We start from the raw sequence: 13,391 nt of genomic DNA, 5'->3' as shown, positions 1-13,391 counted from the left end.
TGGCGCTCGCAGGTGCGGCTGCAACGGTTTATGTGCCTTTGTCGACGGTGGCGGCACGAACTTACACGCGGGACGGAAATTTTTCCTGGCACGCGGGCACGTCGGCAACGGGTGTCCCCGGAGTCACTCAGCGAGCTCGGCGAAAGAAGGTACGGACTGCTGGGCGACGCATGGACGGCTACCCGCACTCTTGACATTAGCACTCCGCCCGCGAGACGCCAAAGGCGATCGATGCCCGCCTCCCACGGCCCGCTACAATGCTGGCGGGCCGCGTGGCCAGCGCTGCCCCACAGCGCGCGCGCAGCCCGGCCTGCCCGCAGCCGCATACGGCCGCCGCCCCGACACCATCCACGGACCCCAGGACCTCCGCATGCCTTTGACCGCAGAGCAGCTTATCGAATACATGGACTTCGCCGCAGGCCTCGCGCAGGCCGCCGGCAACGCCAGCCTGCCGTACTTCCGCAGCGCCCCGGCGGTAGAGGACAAGGGCGGCCGGCACTTCGACCCGGTCACCGCGGCCGACAAGGCAGCCGAGCGCGCCATGCGCAACCTGATCCTGGCGAAATACCCGGAGCACGGCATCCTGGGCGAAGAAGAAGACCGCGTGGCCGGCACCTCGCCGCTGACCTGGGTGCTCGATCCCATCGACGGCACCCGTGCCTTCATTACCGGGCTGCCGCTCTGGGGCACGCTGATCGCGCTCAACGACGGCCAGCGCCCGGTGATCGGCATCATGGACCAGCCGTTCACGCGCGAGCGGTTCAGCGGCGATGGCAGCCAGGCATGGCTCAACGGCCAGCCCCTGCGTACCCGGCCGTGCGCCGACCTGGCGCAGGCCAAGCTGATGTGCACCACGCCGGAGATGTTCGAGGACGCGGCGCAGTTCGCCGCCTTCCGCCGCGTGGCGGACGCCGCCTGCATGCAGCGCTACGGCGGCGATTGCTACGCCTACTGCATGGTCGCGGCAGGCCATGTGGATGCCGTGGTCGAGGCCGGCCTGAAGGCCTACGACGTGCAGGCGCTGATTCCCATCGTGCAAGGCGCTGGCGGCGTCATGACCAGTTGGACCGGCGGGGATGCGCAGCAGGGCGGCACCGTGGTGGCCTGCGGCGACCCGCGGCTGCACCAGCAGATACTCGCGCTGCTGAATGCGCCTGCTTGAGCACTCCCGTGGCCCTGGCGTGCCGGCCGGGCTTGCTATCATGCTGGCCGCAACGTCCGGCGCGGAAAAAAGACGGCCCAGCCAGCACGGCCATCCCGGCCCGGACTTAACCATGCAGTAGGGAAGAAACCAGAAACATGATGTCAAACGCTTGCGGCCTAGATTTCGGCACGTCCAATTCCACGGTGGGCTGGTGCCGGCCGGGACAACCCACGCTGTTGCCGCTCGAAGATGGCAAGCTCACGCTGCCCTCCGTGATCTTTTTCCATTCCGAGGATCCGCTGGTCAGCTACGGCCGCGCCGCGCTTGGCGACTACCTGGCGGGCTATGAAGGCCGGCTGATGCGCTCGCTCAAGAGCCTGCTCGGCACCTCGATGATGGAGGACAGCACCGAGGTCATGGGGCAGGCCATGCCGTTTCGCAAGCTGCTCTCGCACTTCATCGGCGAGCTCAAGCAGCGCGCCGAGACCTCGGCCGGCGCCAGCTTCGACAAGGTAGTGCTGGGCCGCCCGGTGTTCTTCATCGACGAAGACCCCAAGGCCGACCAGCTCGCCGAGCAGACGCTGCGCGAGATCGCGGCGGATGCCGGCTTCAAGGACATCGAGTTCCAGTATGAGCCGATCGCCGCGGCCTTCGATTATGAAGCCACGATCGCGCGTGAGGAACTGGTGCTGGTGGCCGACATCGGTGGCGGCACCTCCGACTTCTCGCTGGTGCGCCTGTCGCCCGAGCGGGCCGGCAAGGTCGACCGGCGTGGCGACATCCTGGCCAACGGCGGCGTGCACATCGGCGGTACGGACTTCGACAAGAGCTTGAGCCTGGCGAGCGTGATGCCATTCCTGGGCCTGGGCAGCGAGCTGCGCAATGGCAAGGCGATGCCTTCGGGCCAGTATTTCGACCTTGCGAGCTGGCACACCATCAACCTGGTCTACACTCGCAAGGCATGGTCGCACGTGATGGACAACTATCGCGATGCCGCCGACAAGATAAAGCTGGACCGCCTGATCAGCCTGATCAAGCAGCGCGCCGGCCACTGGCTCGCGATCCAGGTGGAAGCCGCCAAGATCGCCTTGTCGGGCGAGCCGCAGACGCAGCTCGACCTCGGGCGCATCGCCCCGGGCGAGACCATGGCGATCAGCCGCGCTGACTTTGACCAGTCCATTGCGAAGCTGGTTGGCAAGACCGAGGTGACGGTGCAGGCGTTGTTGCGCGATGCGGGCGTGCAGGCGGATGCGATCGACACCGTATTGTTTACCGGCGGGTCCAGCAGCGTGCCTTTGCTGCGTGAGCGGCTGTCCGAGCTGATCCCCGGGGCGCAGCGGATCGAGGGCGATCTGTTTGGCGGCATTGGTTCCGGGTTGGCGCTGGATGCCCGGCGCAAGTTCGGGTGAGGGGATTGGGTGGGGTAGGTTGACTGCAACTGCAACTGCTCAACGTCAAGGGCAACTGCAGTTTCACCACCCCTGCGGGGCGGCGACCTACTTTCTTGTCTCGCCAAGAAAGTAGGCAAAGAAGGCGACCCGGATGCGGCGAAAGACTCCTCGTCGCCAGACCAAAAGAGCGGCCGGGACCCAAACTCACATCGCCTTAAGGCGATGCTCAGACACGGGTCCCTCTTTTCCGCTCTTTTGGCCTGACGACGAGGCGCCGCATAACGGGAGATTCAAACCTCCACGCCTCGGTTTGCATCGCGCTTGGGTGATTTCCGCCTGGAGGCGGGAATCACGGCTACACGGAATATCGTTTTCTGCTCTCTCTGGTTCGCTCCCCCCACGCAGTGGGAGGGGCCGGGCGGGCGCAGGCAAGAGCGAGATGCCCTAGACCGCAGCCCATGGCCGGGTGCCGTCCGTCATCCCCGCATGCTAATGTCCCATCTTCGCGAATTCGCGTTTTCGAAGAGGCACCACATGCATGCGGCTATCGTCGAAGCCAGCTACGGCTCCGATCCGGTTGGTCTGGTCAGCGGCTTCCGCTTCCTGCCCGGCGAGCCGGGCCAGCCCATCGATTCCGCCGCGGCGGCCGCGTGGCTCGGGCAGCCTCCGCCGGGCGACGAGTTTCTTTGGCTGCACTTCAATCTGTCGCATAGCGCGTGCGAGCGCTGGCTCAAGGGCCAGCTCGACCTGCCCGAGGGATTCTTCGAGGCGCTGCGCGAGGGCTCGCGCTCCACCCGCATCGAGCGCCTGGATACGGCGCTGCTTGCGGTGGTCAATGACGTGATCTACAACTTCGGCGTGGCCACCACCGATATCTCCACGCTGTGGGCCTGCGCCGACCGCCGCATCCTGGTGACAGCGCGCATGAAGCCGCTGCGCTCGGTTGACCAGCTGCGCGCCTCGGTGCGCCAGGGCGAGTTGTTCCACACGCCGCTGGCGCTGCTGGTGCATTTGCTGCGCGACCAGGCCGATGTGCTGGTGCGCATCGTGCGCGAAACCAGCGTGACCGTGGACCAGGTCGAGGATCGCCTGCTCTCGCATCGTCTGCACGGCAACCGCGCGGAGCTTGGCTCCATGCGCCGCGGCCTAGTGCGCTTGCAGCGGCTGCTCGCGCCCGAGCCCGGCGCGCTGTTCCGCCTGCTCAACCGGCCTCCCGCCTGGCTGCAGGACCAGGACATCCAGGATCTGCGCTCCTCCACCGAGGAGTTCTCCCTGGTCCTGAGCGACCTGGCCGCGCTGGTCGAGCGCATCAAGCTGCTGCAGGAAGAGATCGCGGCCAAGCTCAACGAGCAGACCAACCGCACGCTGTTCACGCTGACGCTGGTCACCGTGCTGGCGTTGCCGATCAACATTGTGGCCGGCTTCTTCGGCATGAATGTGGGCGGGATTCCGCTGGCGGACCATCCGCACGGTTTCTGGGTGCTGGTGGTGCTGGTGGCCAGCTTCACCGTGCTGGCGGGGCGCTGGGCCTTCCGCAAGCAGGGCGATTACTGAGCGCACGGGTGACCATTCACGAGCGCGTCACATCTCGCGGTTAGCCTGCCAGTCACCACGTTGTTGCGAACAGGAGTTAGCAATGAGACCAGACGAGAACGAGCTGATTCGGCGTATCCACCGCGAGGTGGCCGATCACTATGACGAAGAACTCGAACTGGAGCTGGAAGACCACCATGTCGATACGCTGTTCGGCGAAGCCGCCGGCGGCCTGGACGACGACGAGCGGGCTGCGCGGCGGCTGTACTTTCGCGAGCTGTTCCGCCTGCAGGGCGAGCTGGTCAAGCTGCAAAGCTGGGTGGTGGAGACTGGCCACAAGGTCGTGATCTTGTTTGAAGGGCGCGACGCGGCCGGCAAAGGCGGCGTGATCAAGCGCATCACCCAGCGGCTCAATCCGCGCGTGGCCCGGGTGGCGGCGCTGCCGGCGCCCAACGACCGCGAACGCACCCAGTGGTATTTCCAGCGCTATGTCTCGCACTTGCCGGCGGCGGGGGAGATCGTGCTGTTCGACCGCAGCTGGTACAACCGCGCCGGCGTGGAGCGCGTGATGGGCTTTTGCACCGACGACCAGTACGAAGAGTTCTTCCGCTCGGTGCCGGAGTTCGAACGCATGCTGGTGCGCTCCGGCATCCAGGTGATCAAATACTGGTTCTCGATCTCGGACGAAGAGCAGCACCTGCGCTTCCTCTCCCGCATCCACGATCCGCTCAAGCAGTGGAAGCTCAGCCCGATGGATCTCGAATCCCGCCGGCGCTGGGAGGATTACACCCGCGCCAAGGAAATCATGCTGGAGCGCACGCATATCGACGAGGCGCCGTGGTGGGTGGTGCAGGCGGTCGACAAGAAAAAGGCGCGCCTCAATTGCATCCATCACCTGCTGCAGCAGATGCCTTATGAAGAGCGCGTGCAGCCGCCCGTGGTGCTGCCGCAGCGCGAGCGGCACGACGACTACTCGCGCCAGCCGGTGCCCGACAACATGATCGTGCCGGAAGTCTACTGAGCCTTCTTTTTCGCGCGCCGCGACGACGCCTTGCGCGGGTGCCGGCAGCCCTTGCCGTAGCCGTAGCCGGTGGCGTTGTCGAACCTGCAGATATAGAGGCAGGCAGACGCCACGCTCATGCCGCGCTCCTGCAACCGGCGCGCTGCAGGATGAAGCTGGCCACGTCGTCGCGCACGGGCGCCAGCCAGTGCAGCGGGTCGGCGAACACGCCGATCAGCAGTGTGTGGGAGAGCCGGGCATAGCTGCGGAACTGCACGGGCACGCCGCGTTGTTCCAGCCGCGTTGCCATTTGCGCGGAGTTGCGCAGCGGGTTGATCAGGCGGTCGCCGTCGTCCACGCCGATGAACGCTGCGGGTGAGCGCGCGTCGGCATAGTCGATCGGCTGCGAACCGGGCGGGTAGTCGGGGTGGTGGAACACCGGCTGCGCCTGGCGATTCTCGATCGGCAGGAAATCGTAGGCCCCTGCCAGCCCGATCCAGCCGCGCAGCAGGGCGGGACTCATGTCGAAGCTGCCGAGCCAGCGCGCATCGAGCGCGAGCATGGCGGCGTTGTAGCCACCCGCGCTGTGCCCCATCAGGAACAGCCGTTGCGGGTCGCCGCCGTAGCCGGCGATCTCGCGCCGCGTCCACGCGACCGCGCGCGCGTTGTCCAACAGGAAATCCGGATAGCTGACTTCGGGGTAGAGGCGATAGTCCGGGATCACGGTCAGGATGCCGCGCGCGGCCAGCGCTGCCGCGACGAAGGCGTATTCGGCCTTTTCCCCGCTGTTCCAGGTGCCCCCATAGAAGAACACCACGACCGGCGCCTGGCCTGGGCACGCCGGCTGGCGCGGCGCATAGATGTCGAGCCTGGCGCGTTCGCCGTCGCCGTAGGGCACGTTGGTGCTCAGGGCATAGGCTTTGCTTTGGGTTAAGGCATTGAGCACGTCCGATGTGGAGCAGGCGCTTAGGCCGACCACCAGCGGCAATGCCAGGAGGAGCGAAAGAAAGCGCGGTCTGAGCATCGGCAAGGCTTCCTCTTCGGTAGCTTTTTCAAGTGCTGCCAGCCATTCTTGCATAGTCGCCGCGCGCAGTGCGGCATGGCGTGCCCGCCGGGCCAGGCATGGATGCGCAGCAAGTTGAATGCCACGCGCGCTTCGCACGTCTCGCCCCGGTGCATGCCCTGCCTGGCTCCGGCTATTCTCAGTGAAGGCTCGCTACAGGAGGTGTTCCTTGTTCGGTACCTGGGCTTGGGTCATCGGCGCGTTGCTCATCACCATGGGTTTGATCAGTTCGCAGGTAAAGCGGCTGCCGCTGTCGGCGTCGGCGCTTTACCTGCTGTTCGGCATCGGGCTCGGGCCATGGGGGCTTGGCCTGATCCGGGGCGATGTGACGGATCGCGATCATGCGGTTGCGCTGGAGATCGTGACGGAGATCGCCCTGCTGGTATCGCTGTTCGCGGTGGGGCTGCGGCTGCGTGTGCATCCGCGCGATCGCCTCTGGCGCGTTGCCCTGCGGCTGGCCACGGTGGGGATGCTGCTGACCATCGCCATGCTGTTCGCGATTGGCTTCTGGGCCATGGGCTTGCCTGCGGGCGTGGCCCTGCTGCTCGCGGCCATCCTGGCGCCAACGGATCCGGTGCTGGCCTCCGACGTGCAGGTCGAGGATACGCAGGACCGCGACCGGATGCGCTTTAGCTTGACCGGGGAGGGCGGGCTCAACGACGGCGCCGCGTTTCCCTTCGTCATCCTCGCGCTTGGCCTGATGGGCGCGCAGGATGCCGGCATTGGCTGGCAGCGTTGGCTGTGGGTCGACCTGCTGTGGGCCTCGCTGGCTGGCCTGGCCCTGGGCTGGAGCATGGGCTGGCTGTGCAGCCGCGCGGTGCTGGCCCTGCGCAAGCGCCAGCGTGGCGCGGCCGGCATGGAGAGCTTCTTCGCCGTCGGCCTGATCGGGCTGGCTTACGGCGCCGCGCTGGCCGTGCACAGCTATGGCTTCCTGGCGGTGTTTGCCGCGGGCATGGCCATGCGCCACGTCGAGCACCAGGAGAACCAGGACGTCGAGGCCGACGAAGTGCTGGGCGCGACCGTGTTCTCGGAGCAGGAGAGCACGGCCGTGCAGCACGACAAGGCTGCCGCCTACCTGGCGCACACCGTCAGCGAGTTCTCGCTGGACCTCGAGCGGCTAGCCGAGCTTAGCGTGATGGTGGCGGTGGGCGCGCTGCTCTCCGTACGGATGCTGCGCTGGGAGTACCTTGGCCTGGGGCTGGCGCTGATCCTCGTGGTGCGCCCGCTGGCCGTGGGGATCTCTACCATCGGGGTTGCGCTGCAGCCGCCGCAGCGGCGGCTCATTGCCTGGTTTGGCGTGCGCGGCATCGGCTCGGTCTACTACCTGGCCTATGCGCTTGCGCATGGTGCGGATTTCCGCCACGGGGCCATGCTGGCCGACGCCACGCTCTGCGTGGTGGTGCTATCGGTGGTGCTGCACGGCTCATCGGCCACGCCCCTGATGGCGATGTACCGGCGCTGGCGCGGCGCCGCCAAGGCCTGAATCCATTGGCTTGCGCAGCGCTTCTGGCACTCGCCTGCAGTTTTCTCCCTCGTTAAAGCTCTTGTCCCGGATGCCGTTATTTGTGTGGCTTAGGCTTCGTGCGCCCAGGCCTGCATCCACAGAACAAGAATCGGAGCTTTAGAACATGAGGGGTCCTCTCTTCCGCCAATGCGCAAGCCAGCTCGCTGCCCTGCTGGCCGCCATGTCTGTCGCCGCCTGCGGTGGCGGTGGCGGCGATGCGCCAGCTGCCGCCCAGACAAACGCGAGTCCTTCCGTGCCGGTCGCCAGCGCGCCCGTGCCGCCCACGCTGGCGCCGGCCTGCGGCGGCTGCAGCGCCGTGGATGCCAGCAATTACTCGGGTTCCGGCGTCGGCGTCTGGTCTGCCTCCAACACCACCGGCGCGCCAGCCGATGTGCCCGTTGCCATCGGCGGCGTGAATGGCAAGCCCGTGACGCTGCTCTACACCAACGGCGCCACGGCGCAGGCCATGCCGGCCGGCCTGTCGCTGTCGGTGATCCAGTCCGTGCTGGGCAACCTCTCGATTCAGTCGGTCTCCACCGGGCAGGACGAACAAACGCTGCGCGACATTGCCGAGTTCAATCGCACCGGCTGGGCAGCACTGGCCGGCGGCAAGCAGGTGGCCAGCCTTTCCGAAATCGCACCGCCACCGCCGCTCGCTTCCGTGCTCAACGATACCAAGAGCTGGTACCACACCGACGGCACACGCCGCGCGGCCACGCTGGTCAAGCAAGTGAGCACGACAGACGCCACCACCGTCAACATCTGGGTGGAGACCACCGAGTCGGCGCCTGGCAAGGTCACCGGCACCCTCGTCGACACGCTGGCTGCCGCCTTCGCTAGCGGCGGCGGCATCTACGACATGCTGACCTCGGTCGGCGGCCCGTTGTGGGGCGCGCACAGCTACAACAACCTGATCGCCGGCAGCGGCCAGCCGGTGGATATCGTCGTGCTCAACTTCGACAACAATGGCAAGCCATTCGGCACCGTGGGCTATTTCTGGGGCCTGCACAACCTGAAGGCCACCTCGGATTCACGCAGCAACGAGTCGCTGTCGCTCTATCTCGATTCCGAGACCCTGTACCTGGGCGGCGCCGAAGGCCTGAAGTCGATGAAGATGACCATGGCGCACGAGGGGATGCATATGCAGAACTTCTACCGCCGCGGCGTCAAGGCCGGCCAGCAGTACGCATTCGATAGCTGGCTGGAAGAAATGTCCGCGATGATGATGGAGGACTTCGCCAGCCAGACCATCGACCCCACGTACAACGCGATCCGCGACGTGCGTTTCAGGGACTACGTGAGCTATGGCAACGGCAACTTCAACTGCAATATGCTGAATTTCACTGGATTCGGCGCCACCTGCGAGAGCTATTCGGTGTCGGGCAGCTTCGGCGGCTTCCTGGACCGGCAACTCGGCCTGGCCTTTTACAAGGACCTGCTGGGCCGGACTTCCAGCGCGGACTCCAAGACCGTGCTCGACCAGGCCATCAAGGCCGCGCGCCCGGACTCCGGCTTTAGCCAGGAACTGTTGCGCTGGAGCGTGACCAGCAATTCGCTGATGCCAGCCGCGACGTCGCCGTCGCGTTACGGCTACCCGGCCCGTGTCGACGGCGGCTTCACGCTCCCGCTGATCGATCCGGACCTGTTCCGCGCCTCGCGCAAGCTGCCGGTGGCCGTGCCCGCCACGTTGCAGCCGTATGGTAGTTTCCCGGTGGTTCGCAGCAACGGGGGTGCCACGTTCAGCGAGACCGTGCGCGTGCCTGCCGGCGCTACGCTATCCGTCGTGGTGTACTGATTGTACTGACCGCGCTAAGCGCAGGCTCGCCGGATCTGCCTCCGGTGGCTCCCGGGCGGCGATGTTCGCCGCCCGGACTTGTCAATCCAACAAACCTCATGCGCCGAATCCTGCTCCTGATTGCTGCCCTGTCCGTCGTGCTGGCTGCGTGCGTGCACGCGGTGCCGGCCGGGCGGTCCATCGCCTTGACGGGCACGGTGATGGTCAAGGGCAGCGCCCTGTTCCAGCAGCCGGTGCTGGTCACCGCTGATGGCGAGGCATGGGTGCTGGAGAAATTCCCTGTCGGCGAGGCCGAGGCGTTGCGCGGCCAGAAGGTGGGCGTGACCGGCACCGTGCTGCGCGCAAACCAGCCCGGCACGTGGGCGCCGGCCATCCGCGTCGAGCGGATCGAGGCCGTGCCGGACGGCGCGCCTGCGCGCTAGATCCGGCTAGCTCCAGCCTGGTCAGTCGCTCGGGCCCGCGCGGTCGGGGAACGCCTCTTCCAGCGTCAATACCGTACCGGTCAGGCTACCGTCATAGCCGGGCAGGGCATCCACCACCTGCCGGAAACCGGCGCTCCTGAGTGCCGCGACGGCGCCGGCCAGTGCTGGGCTTTGCAGGCGCTCCCGCTCGATCACAAAGAAGTACCGTTCCTTGAGCACCGGCACGAAATCCAGCCCGAAGCGGCGCGCCGCCGTCTCCACGCCGAACCCCGCATCCGCCATGCCGCTGCCGATATAGGCGGCCACCGCGGCGTGGGTGAACTCGCCATTGCTGTAACCCTCGATGCGCCCGCTGTCGATGCCGCGCGCCTTGAGCATCAGGTCCAGCAGCAGCCGCGTGCCGGAACCGGTCTGGCGGTTGACGAAGCGCACGTCGGCGCGGCAGAGATCTTGCAGCGTGGTGACCTGCTTCGGGTTGCCGGGGCGCACGAAGATGCCTTGCGAGCGAACCGCGAGCTGAATCAGGCAATGGGTCTGCGGGCGAATCCATGTGGCAAAGCTCGCCAGCATGTCCCGCTCGAATTCGCCGATCGGCACATGGAAGCCGGCAATATCGCAGGCACCTTGCGCAAGTGCCGCAACCGCCTCAAGGCTGCCGCAGTATTTCAGGTCGTGGCGCACCTGGTGCGCATCCAGGAAATCATGCAGCGCCGCCACCGCGAAGCCATGGCTGGCGTGCAGGCGCAGCGTGGGGCCGGGTTGGTCCACCAGCTTTTTCAGTTCGATTTCCAGTTCCGAGGCCAGGCTCTCCAGCGTGGGTGAGAGCCGCGCGGCAATGCGCTTGCTGGCCCACACCAGTTGCTGTGCCAGCGGCGACAGCGCGCTGCCGCGCCCGCGGGTCTTGACGATCAGCGCGCCGCCGAACAGGGTTTGCGCGTCACGCAGGATGCCCCAGGCGTAGCGGTAGGACAGGCCGGTCGCCTGCGCCGACTGGCTGATGCTGCCTGTGCTTTCGATATGCCCGAGCAAGGTGACCAGGCGGGACACGTCTAGTGGGGCGCTGGCGGCATCGCTGTCGTCGCGGATTTGGAGGTGGGGCAGGATCGAGATGCGAATCATATGAGAAAAATAGCATATTGCTCGAACGTGGCCAACTGCCTATAGTCCGCTCGAAGAGGCATAGCACCCGATAAAAGCCCGCTTAACTGCCCAGGCGAGATGGGGAATGCCCGTTCAGAGCCCCCAAGATATGAAAAAAATAGCATATAACGCGGTCGCCGCGACACGGCGTGCCGCACCCCGCAGCAAATCCTGGCAAGACGCGCAAGCCAATGCGCCACAACGTCTGCCGCTGGCGCCGCGCTTGAGCGCTTGCGCCGGCCCGAGCTGCGCCACCAGGAGACTCGATGTCTGATTCCGCTGCCAAGCCAGCCGCCAGCGCCGTGCGCGACCCGGTCGCCCGCATCGTGGCCGCGCGCCGCGACATGCCGGGCGCCTTGCTGCCCATCCTCCACGAGATCCAGGACACGGTAGGCTACGTGCCCGCCGACGCCTTGCCCGAGATTGCCCGCGCGCTCAACCTGTCGCGCGCCGAGGTGCATGGCGTGGTCACCTTCTATCACCACTTTCGCGACAGCAAGCCGGGCCGGCACGTGGTCCAGGTCTGCCGCGCGGAAGCGTGCCAGTCGGTTGGCAGCGAGGCCCTTGCCGCGCACGCCGAGCGCGCGCTGGGCTGCGGATTCCATGAAACCACCGCCGATGGCGAGTTCACGCTGGAGCCGGTGTATTGCCTCGGCCAGTGCGCCTGTGGCCCGGCCGTGATGATCGACGGGGAGCTGGCTGGCCGCGTCACGGCGCAGCGCTTCGATGCCCTGATCAAAGCCTGCGCGGACGTGGCAGTGGACCAGGAGGTGCAAGCATGAGCATCACCGTTTTCGTACCCCGCGATTCCAGCGCGCTGGCCATGGGCGCCGATGCGGTGGCCCGCGCCATCACGCGTGAGGCCACGGCGCGTGGCGCCAGCATCGAACTGGTGCGCAACGGCTCGCGCGGCATGTTCTGGCTTGAGCCGCTGGTTGAAGTGCAGACCCCCGCCGGACGTGTGGCCTATGGGCCGGTTACCGCCGAAGATGTCGCCGCGCTGTTCGATGCCGACTTCCTGGCGGGTGGCGCGCATGCGCTGGCGCAGGGGCTCACCGAGGAAATCCCGTTCCTCAAGGGGCAGGAGCGCTTGACCCTTGCCCGCATGGGCATCACCGATCCGCTCTCGCTCGCGGACTACATCGCACACGATGGCTATGACGGCCTGACCCGCGCGCTGGCGCTGGACGGCGCGCAGATCGTGCAGGAAGTGACCGATTCCGGCCTGCGCGGACGCGGGGGCGCGGCGTTTCCCACGGGCATCAAGTGGCAGACGGTGCGCAACGCGCAGTCGCCCATCAAGTACGTGGTCTGCAATGCCGATGAAGGCGACTCCGGCACCTTCTCCGACCGCATGGTGATGGAAGGCGACCCGTTCATGCTGATCGAAGGCATGACCATCGCCGGCCTAGCTGTCGGCGCGGAGCATGGCTACATCTACGTGCGCTCTGAATATCCGCACGCTATCGCCGTGCTGGAATCCGCCGTTGGCATCGCGCAGGCGGCCGGCTGGCTGGGTGACGATATCCGCGGCAGCGGCCGGCGCTTCCGGCTCGAAGTGCGCAAGGGCGCCGGTGCCTATGTCTGCGGCGAGGAAACCGCGCTGCTGGAAAGCCTGGAGGGCAAGCGCGGCGTGGTGCGCGCCAAGCCGCCGCTGCCGGCCATCGAGGGGCTGTTCGGCAAGCCCACCATCATCAACAACGTGATCTCGCTGGCCACCGTGCCGGTGATCCTCGCGCGCGGCGCACAGTTCTATCGCGACTTTGGCATGGGCCGCTCGCGCGGCACGCTGCCGTTCCAGATCGCCGGCAATGTGCGCCAGGGCGGACTGGTGGAGAAAGCCTTCGGCGTGACCCTGCGCGAACTGCTTGAGGGCTACGGCCAGGGCACGCGCAGCGCACGGCCCATCCGCGCGGTGCAGGTGGGCGGCCCGCTGGGCGCGTACCTGCCGGTGTCGCGGCTGGATACGCCGATGGACTACGAAGCCTTCGCCGCGTTTGGCGCGGTGCTGGGGCATGGCGGCATCGTGGTGTTCGACGACACCGTCGACATGGCCAGGCAAGCCCGCTACGCGATGGAATTCTGCGCCATCGAATCCTGCGGCAAGTGCACGCCGTGCCGGATCGGCTCCACGCGCGGCGTCGAGGTGATCGACAAGATCATCGCGGGCGACCAGCCGGTGAAGCACGTCAAGCTGGTGCGCGACCTGTGCGACACCATGCTGGGCGGATCGTTGTGCGCCATGGGCGGCATGACGCCGTACCCGGTGCTGTCGGCGCTAGACGCATTCCCGGAAGACTTTGGCGTGGCAGCGCCAGCCAAAGCTGCCTGAGCGTAGCGCCTCAGCCTATCGAACCGGCGCTGCCACTGCGCCACTCTGAATCACCAGTATGCGGCCC

At 66.7% G+C, this 13,391-nt stretch carries 12 protein-coding genes; 9 read left to right on the top strand and 3 right to left on the bottom strand.

Going from position 1 to position 13,391, the window contains the following annotated elements:
• Positions 1–370 precede the first annotated feature (370 nt).
• The 4 genes from hisN to ppk2 all read left to right on the top strand — a co-directional run bounded on the left by hisN (position 371) and on the right by ppk2 (position 5,089).
• Positions 371–1,162, top strand: a complete 792-nt coding sequence (gene hisN / locus AC1Q7Q_RS24315; protein WP_492373379.1) for a histidinol-phosphatase — start codon at positions 371–373, stop codon at positions 1,160–1,162.
• A gap of 137 nt (positions 1,163–1,299) precedes the next feature.
• Positions 1,300–2,553, top strand: a complete 1,254-nt coding sequence (locus tag AC1Q7Q_RS24310) for an Hsp70 family protein (RefSeq protein WP_459372993.1) — start codon at positions 1,300–1,302, stop codon at positions 2,551–2,553.
• Positions 2,554–3,069: 516 nt separating this feature from the next.
• Positions 3,070–4,089, top strand: coding sequence for a transporter (locus AC1Q7Q_RS24305; RefSeq protein ID WP_492375282.1), 1,020 nt, complete (start codon positions 3,070–3,072; stop codon positions 4,087–4,089).
• Positions 4,090–4,171: 82 nt separating this feature from the next.
• The gene (gene ppk2, locus AC1Q7Q_RS24300; protein ID WP_492375283.1) at positions 4,172–5,089 is read left to right on the top strand and encodes a polyphosphate kinase 2; all 918 of its coding nucleotides are present in this window, start codon (positions 4,172–4,174) and stop codon (positions 5,087–5,089) included.
• Here the strand turns inward: ppk2 and AC1Q7Q_RS24295 are convergent.
• Both AC1Q7Q_RS24295 and AC1Q7Q_RS24290 read right to left on the bottom strand, forming a co-directional pair.
• On the bottom strand, positions 5,083–5,208 hold the full coding sequence (locus tag AC1Q7Q_RS24295; protein WP_492375284.1) for a hypothetical protein: 126 nt from the start codon (positions 5,206–5,208) through the stop codon (positions 5,083–5,085). The two genes, ppk2 and AC1Q7Q_RS24295, sit on opposite strands and share 7 nt — an antisense overlap.
• Positions 5,205–6,092 carry an alpha/beta hydrolase gene (locus AC1Q7Q_RS24290; protein WP_492375285.1) on the bottom strand — a complete coding sequence of 296 codons (888 nt, stop codon included), beginning with the start codon at positions 6,090–6,092 and terminating at the stop codon, positions 5,205–5,207. The genes AC1Q7Q_RS24295 and AC1Q7Q_RS24290 overlap by 4 nt, the downstream gene beginning before the upstream one ends.
• Positions 6,093–6,300: 208 nt before the next feature.
• On the opposite strand from AC1Q7Q_RS24290, the gene AC1Q7Q_RS24285 reads away from it, so the two are divergent.
• The 3 genes from AC1Q7Q_RS24285 (at position 6,301) to AC1Q7Q_RS24275 (ending at position 9,852) form a co-directional block, all read left to right on the top strand.
• Positions 6,301–7,614, top strand: a complete 1,314-nt coding sequence (locus AC1Q7Q_RS24285) for a cation:proton antiporter (RefSeq protein WP_492375286.1) — start codon at positions 6,301–6,303, stop codon at positions 7,612–7,614.
• A gap of 145 nt (positions 7,615–7,759) precedes the next feature.
• Entirely contained in the window at positions 7,760–9,430 is a 1,671-nt protein-coding gene (locus AC1Q7Q_RS24280; RefSeq protein ID WP_492375287.1) for a M30 family zinc metallopeptidase, read from the top strand.
• Positions 9,431–9,528: 98 nt separating this feature from the next.
• Positions 9,529–9,852 carry a hypothetical protein gene (locus AC1Q7Q_RS24275; protein ID WP_492375288.1) on the top strand — a complete coding sequence of 108 codons (324 nt, stop codon included), beginning with the start codon at positions 9,529–9,531 and terminating at the stop codon, positions 9,850–9,852.
• Between the two features lie 21 nt (positions 9,853–9,873).
• On the opposite strand, the gene AC1Q7Q_RS24270 is transcribed toward AC1Q7Q_RS24275, so the two are convergent.
• Positions 9,874–10,971: a substrate-binding domain-containing protein gene (locus tag AC1Q7Q_RS24270; RefSeq protein ID WP_492375289.1), complete on the bottom strand. Its 1,098-nt coding sequence runs from the start codon at positions 10,969–10,971 to the stop codon at positions 9,874–9,876.
• A 287-nt stretch (positions 10,972–11,258) separates the two neighbouring features.
• Here AC1Q7Q_RS24270 and AC1Q7Q_RS24265 point away from each other — a divergent pair, with 287 nt between their 5' ends.
• Both AC1Q7Q_RS24265 and AC1Q7Q_RS24260 read left to right on the top strand, forming a co-directional pair.
• The gene (locus AC1Q7Q_RS24265) at positions 11,259–11,774 is read left to right on the top strand and encodes a formate dehydrogenase subunit gamma (RefSeq protein WP_492375290.1); all 516 of its coding nucleotides are present in this window, start codon (positions 11,259–11,261) and stop codon (positions 11,772–11,774) included.
• Entirely contained in the window at positions 11,771–13,324 is a 1,554-nt protein-coding gene (locus AC1Q7Q_RS24260; RefSeq protein ID WP_492375291.1) for a formate dehydrogenase beta subunit, read from the top strand. The genes AC1Q7Q_RS24265 and AC1Q7Q_RS24260 overlap by 4 nt, the downstream gene beginning before the upstream one ends.
• Positions 13,325–13,391: the final 67 nt, after the last annotated feature.

It is taken from the genome of Cupriavidus sp. GW823-FHT07A04 (assembly GCF_058794615.1).
Note: the sequence above shows the minus strand (reverse complement) of the source record. Positions and strands in the feature narration are given on the sequence as shown.

Excerpts from the sequence above, each read along its gene's own strand:
- hisN (WP_492373379.1), top strand. The coding sequence starts at position 371 with ATGCCTTTGACCGCAGAGCAGCTTATCGAATACATGGACTTCGCCGCA.
- AC1Q7Q_RS24310 (WP_459372993.1), top strand. The coding sequence starts at position 1,300 with ATGATGTCAAACGCTTGCGGCCTAGATTTCGGCACGTCCAATTCCACG.
- AC1Q7Q_RS24305 (WP_492375282.1), top strand. The coding sequence starts at position 3,070 with ATGCATGCGGCTATCGTCGAAGCCAGCTACGGCTCCGATCCGGTTGGT.
- ppk2 (WP_492375283.1), top strand. The coding sequence starts at position 4,172 with ATGAGACCAGACGAGAACGAGCTGATTCGGCGTATCCACCGCGAGGTG.
- AC1Q7Q_RS24295 (WP_492375284.1), bottom strand. The coding sequence starts at position 5,208 with ATGAGCGTGGCGTCTGCCTGCCTCTATATCTGCAGGTTCGACAACGCC.
- AC1Q7Q_RS24290 (WP_492375285.1), bottom strand. The coding sequence starts at position 6,092 with ATGCTCAGACCGCGCTTTCTTTCGCTCCTCCTGGCATTGCCGCTGGTG.
- AC1Q7Q_RS24280 (WP_492375287.1), top strand. The coding sequence starts at position 7,760 with ATGAGGGGTCCTCTCTTCCGCCAATGCGCAAGCCAGCTCGCTGCCCTG.
- AC1Q7Q_RS24275 (WP_492375288.1), top strand. The coding sequence starts at position 9,529 with ATGCGCCGAATCCTGCTCCTGATTGCTGCCCTGTCCGTCGTGCTGGCT.
- AC1Q7Q_RS24270 (WP_492375289.1), bottom strand. The coding sequence starts at position 10,971 with ATGATTCGCATCTCGATCCTGCCCCACCTCCAAATCCGCGACGACAGC.
- AC1Q7Q_RS24265 (WP_492375290.1), top strand. The coding sequence starts at position 11,259 with ATGTCTGATTCCGCTGCCAAGCCAGCCGCCAGCGCCGTGCGCGACCCG.
- AC1Q7Q_RS24260 (WP_492375291.1), top strand. The coding sequence starts at position 11,771 with ATGAGCATCACCGTTTTCGTACCCCGCGATTCCAGCGCGCTGGCCATG.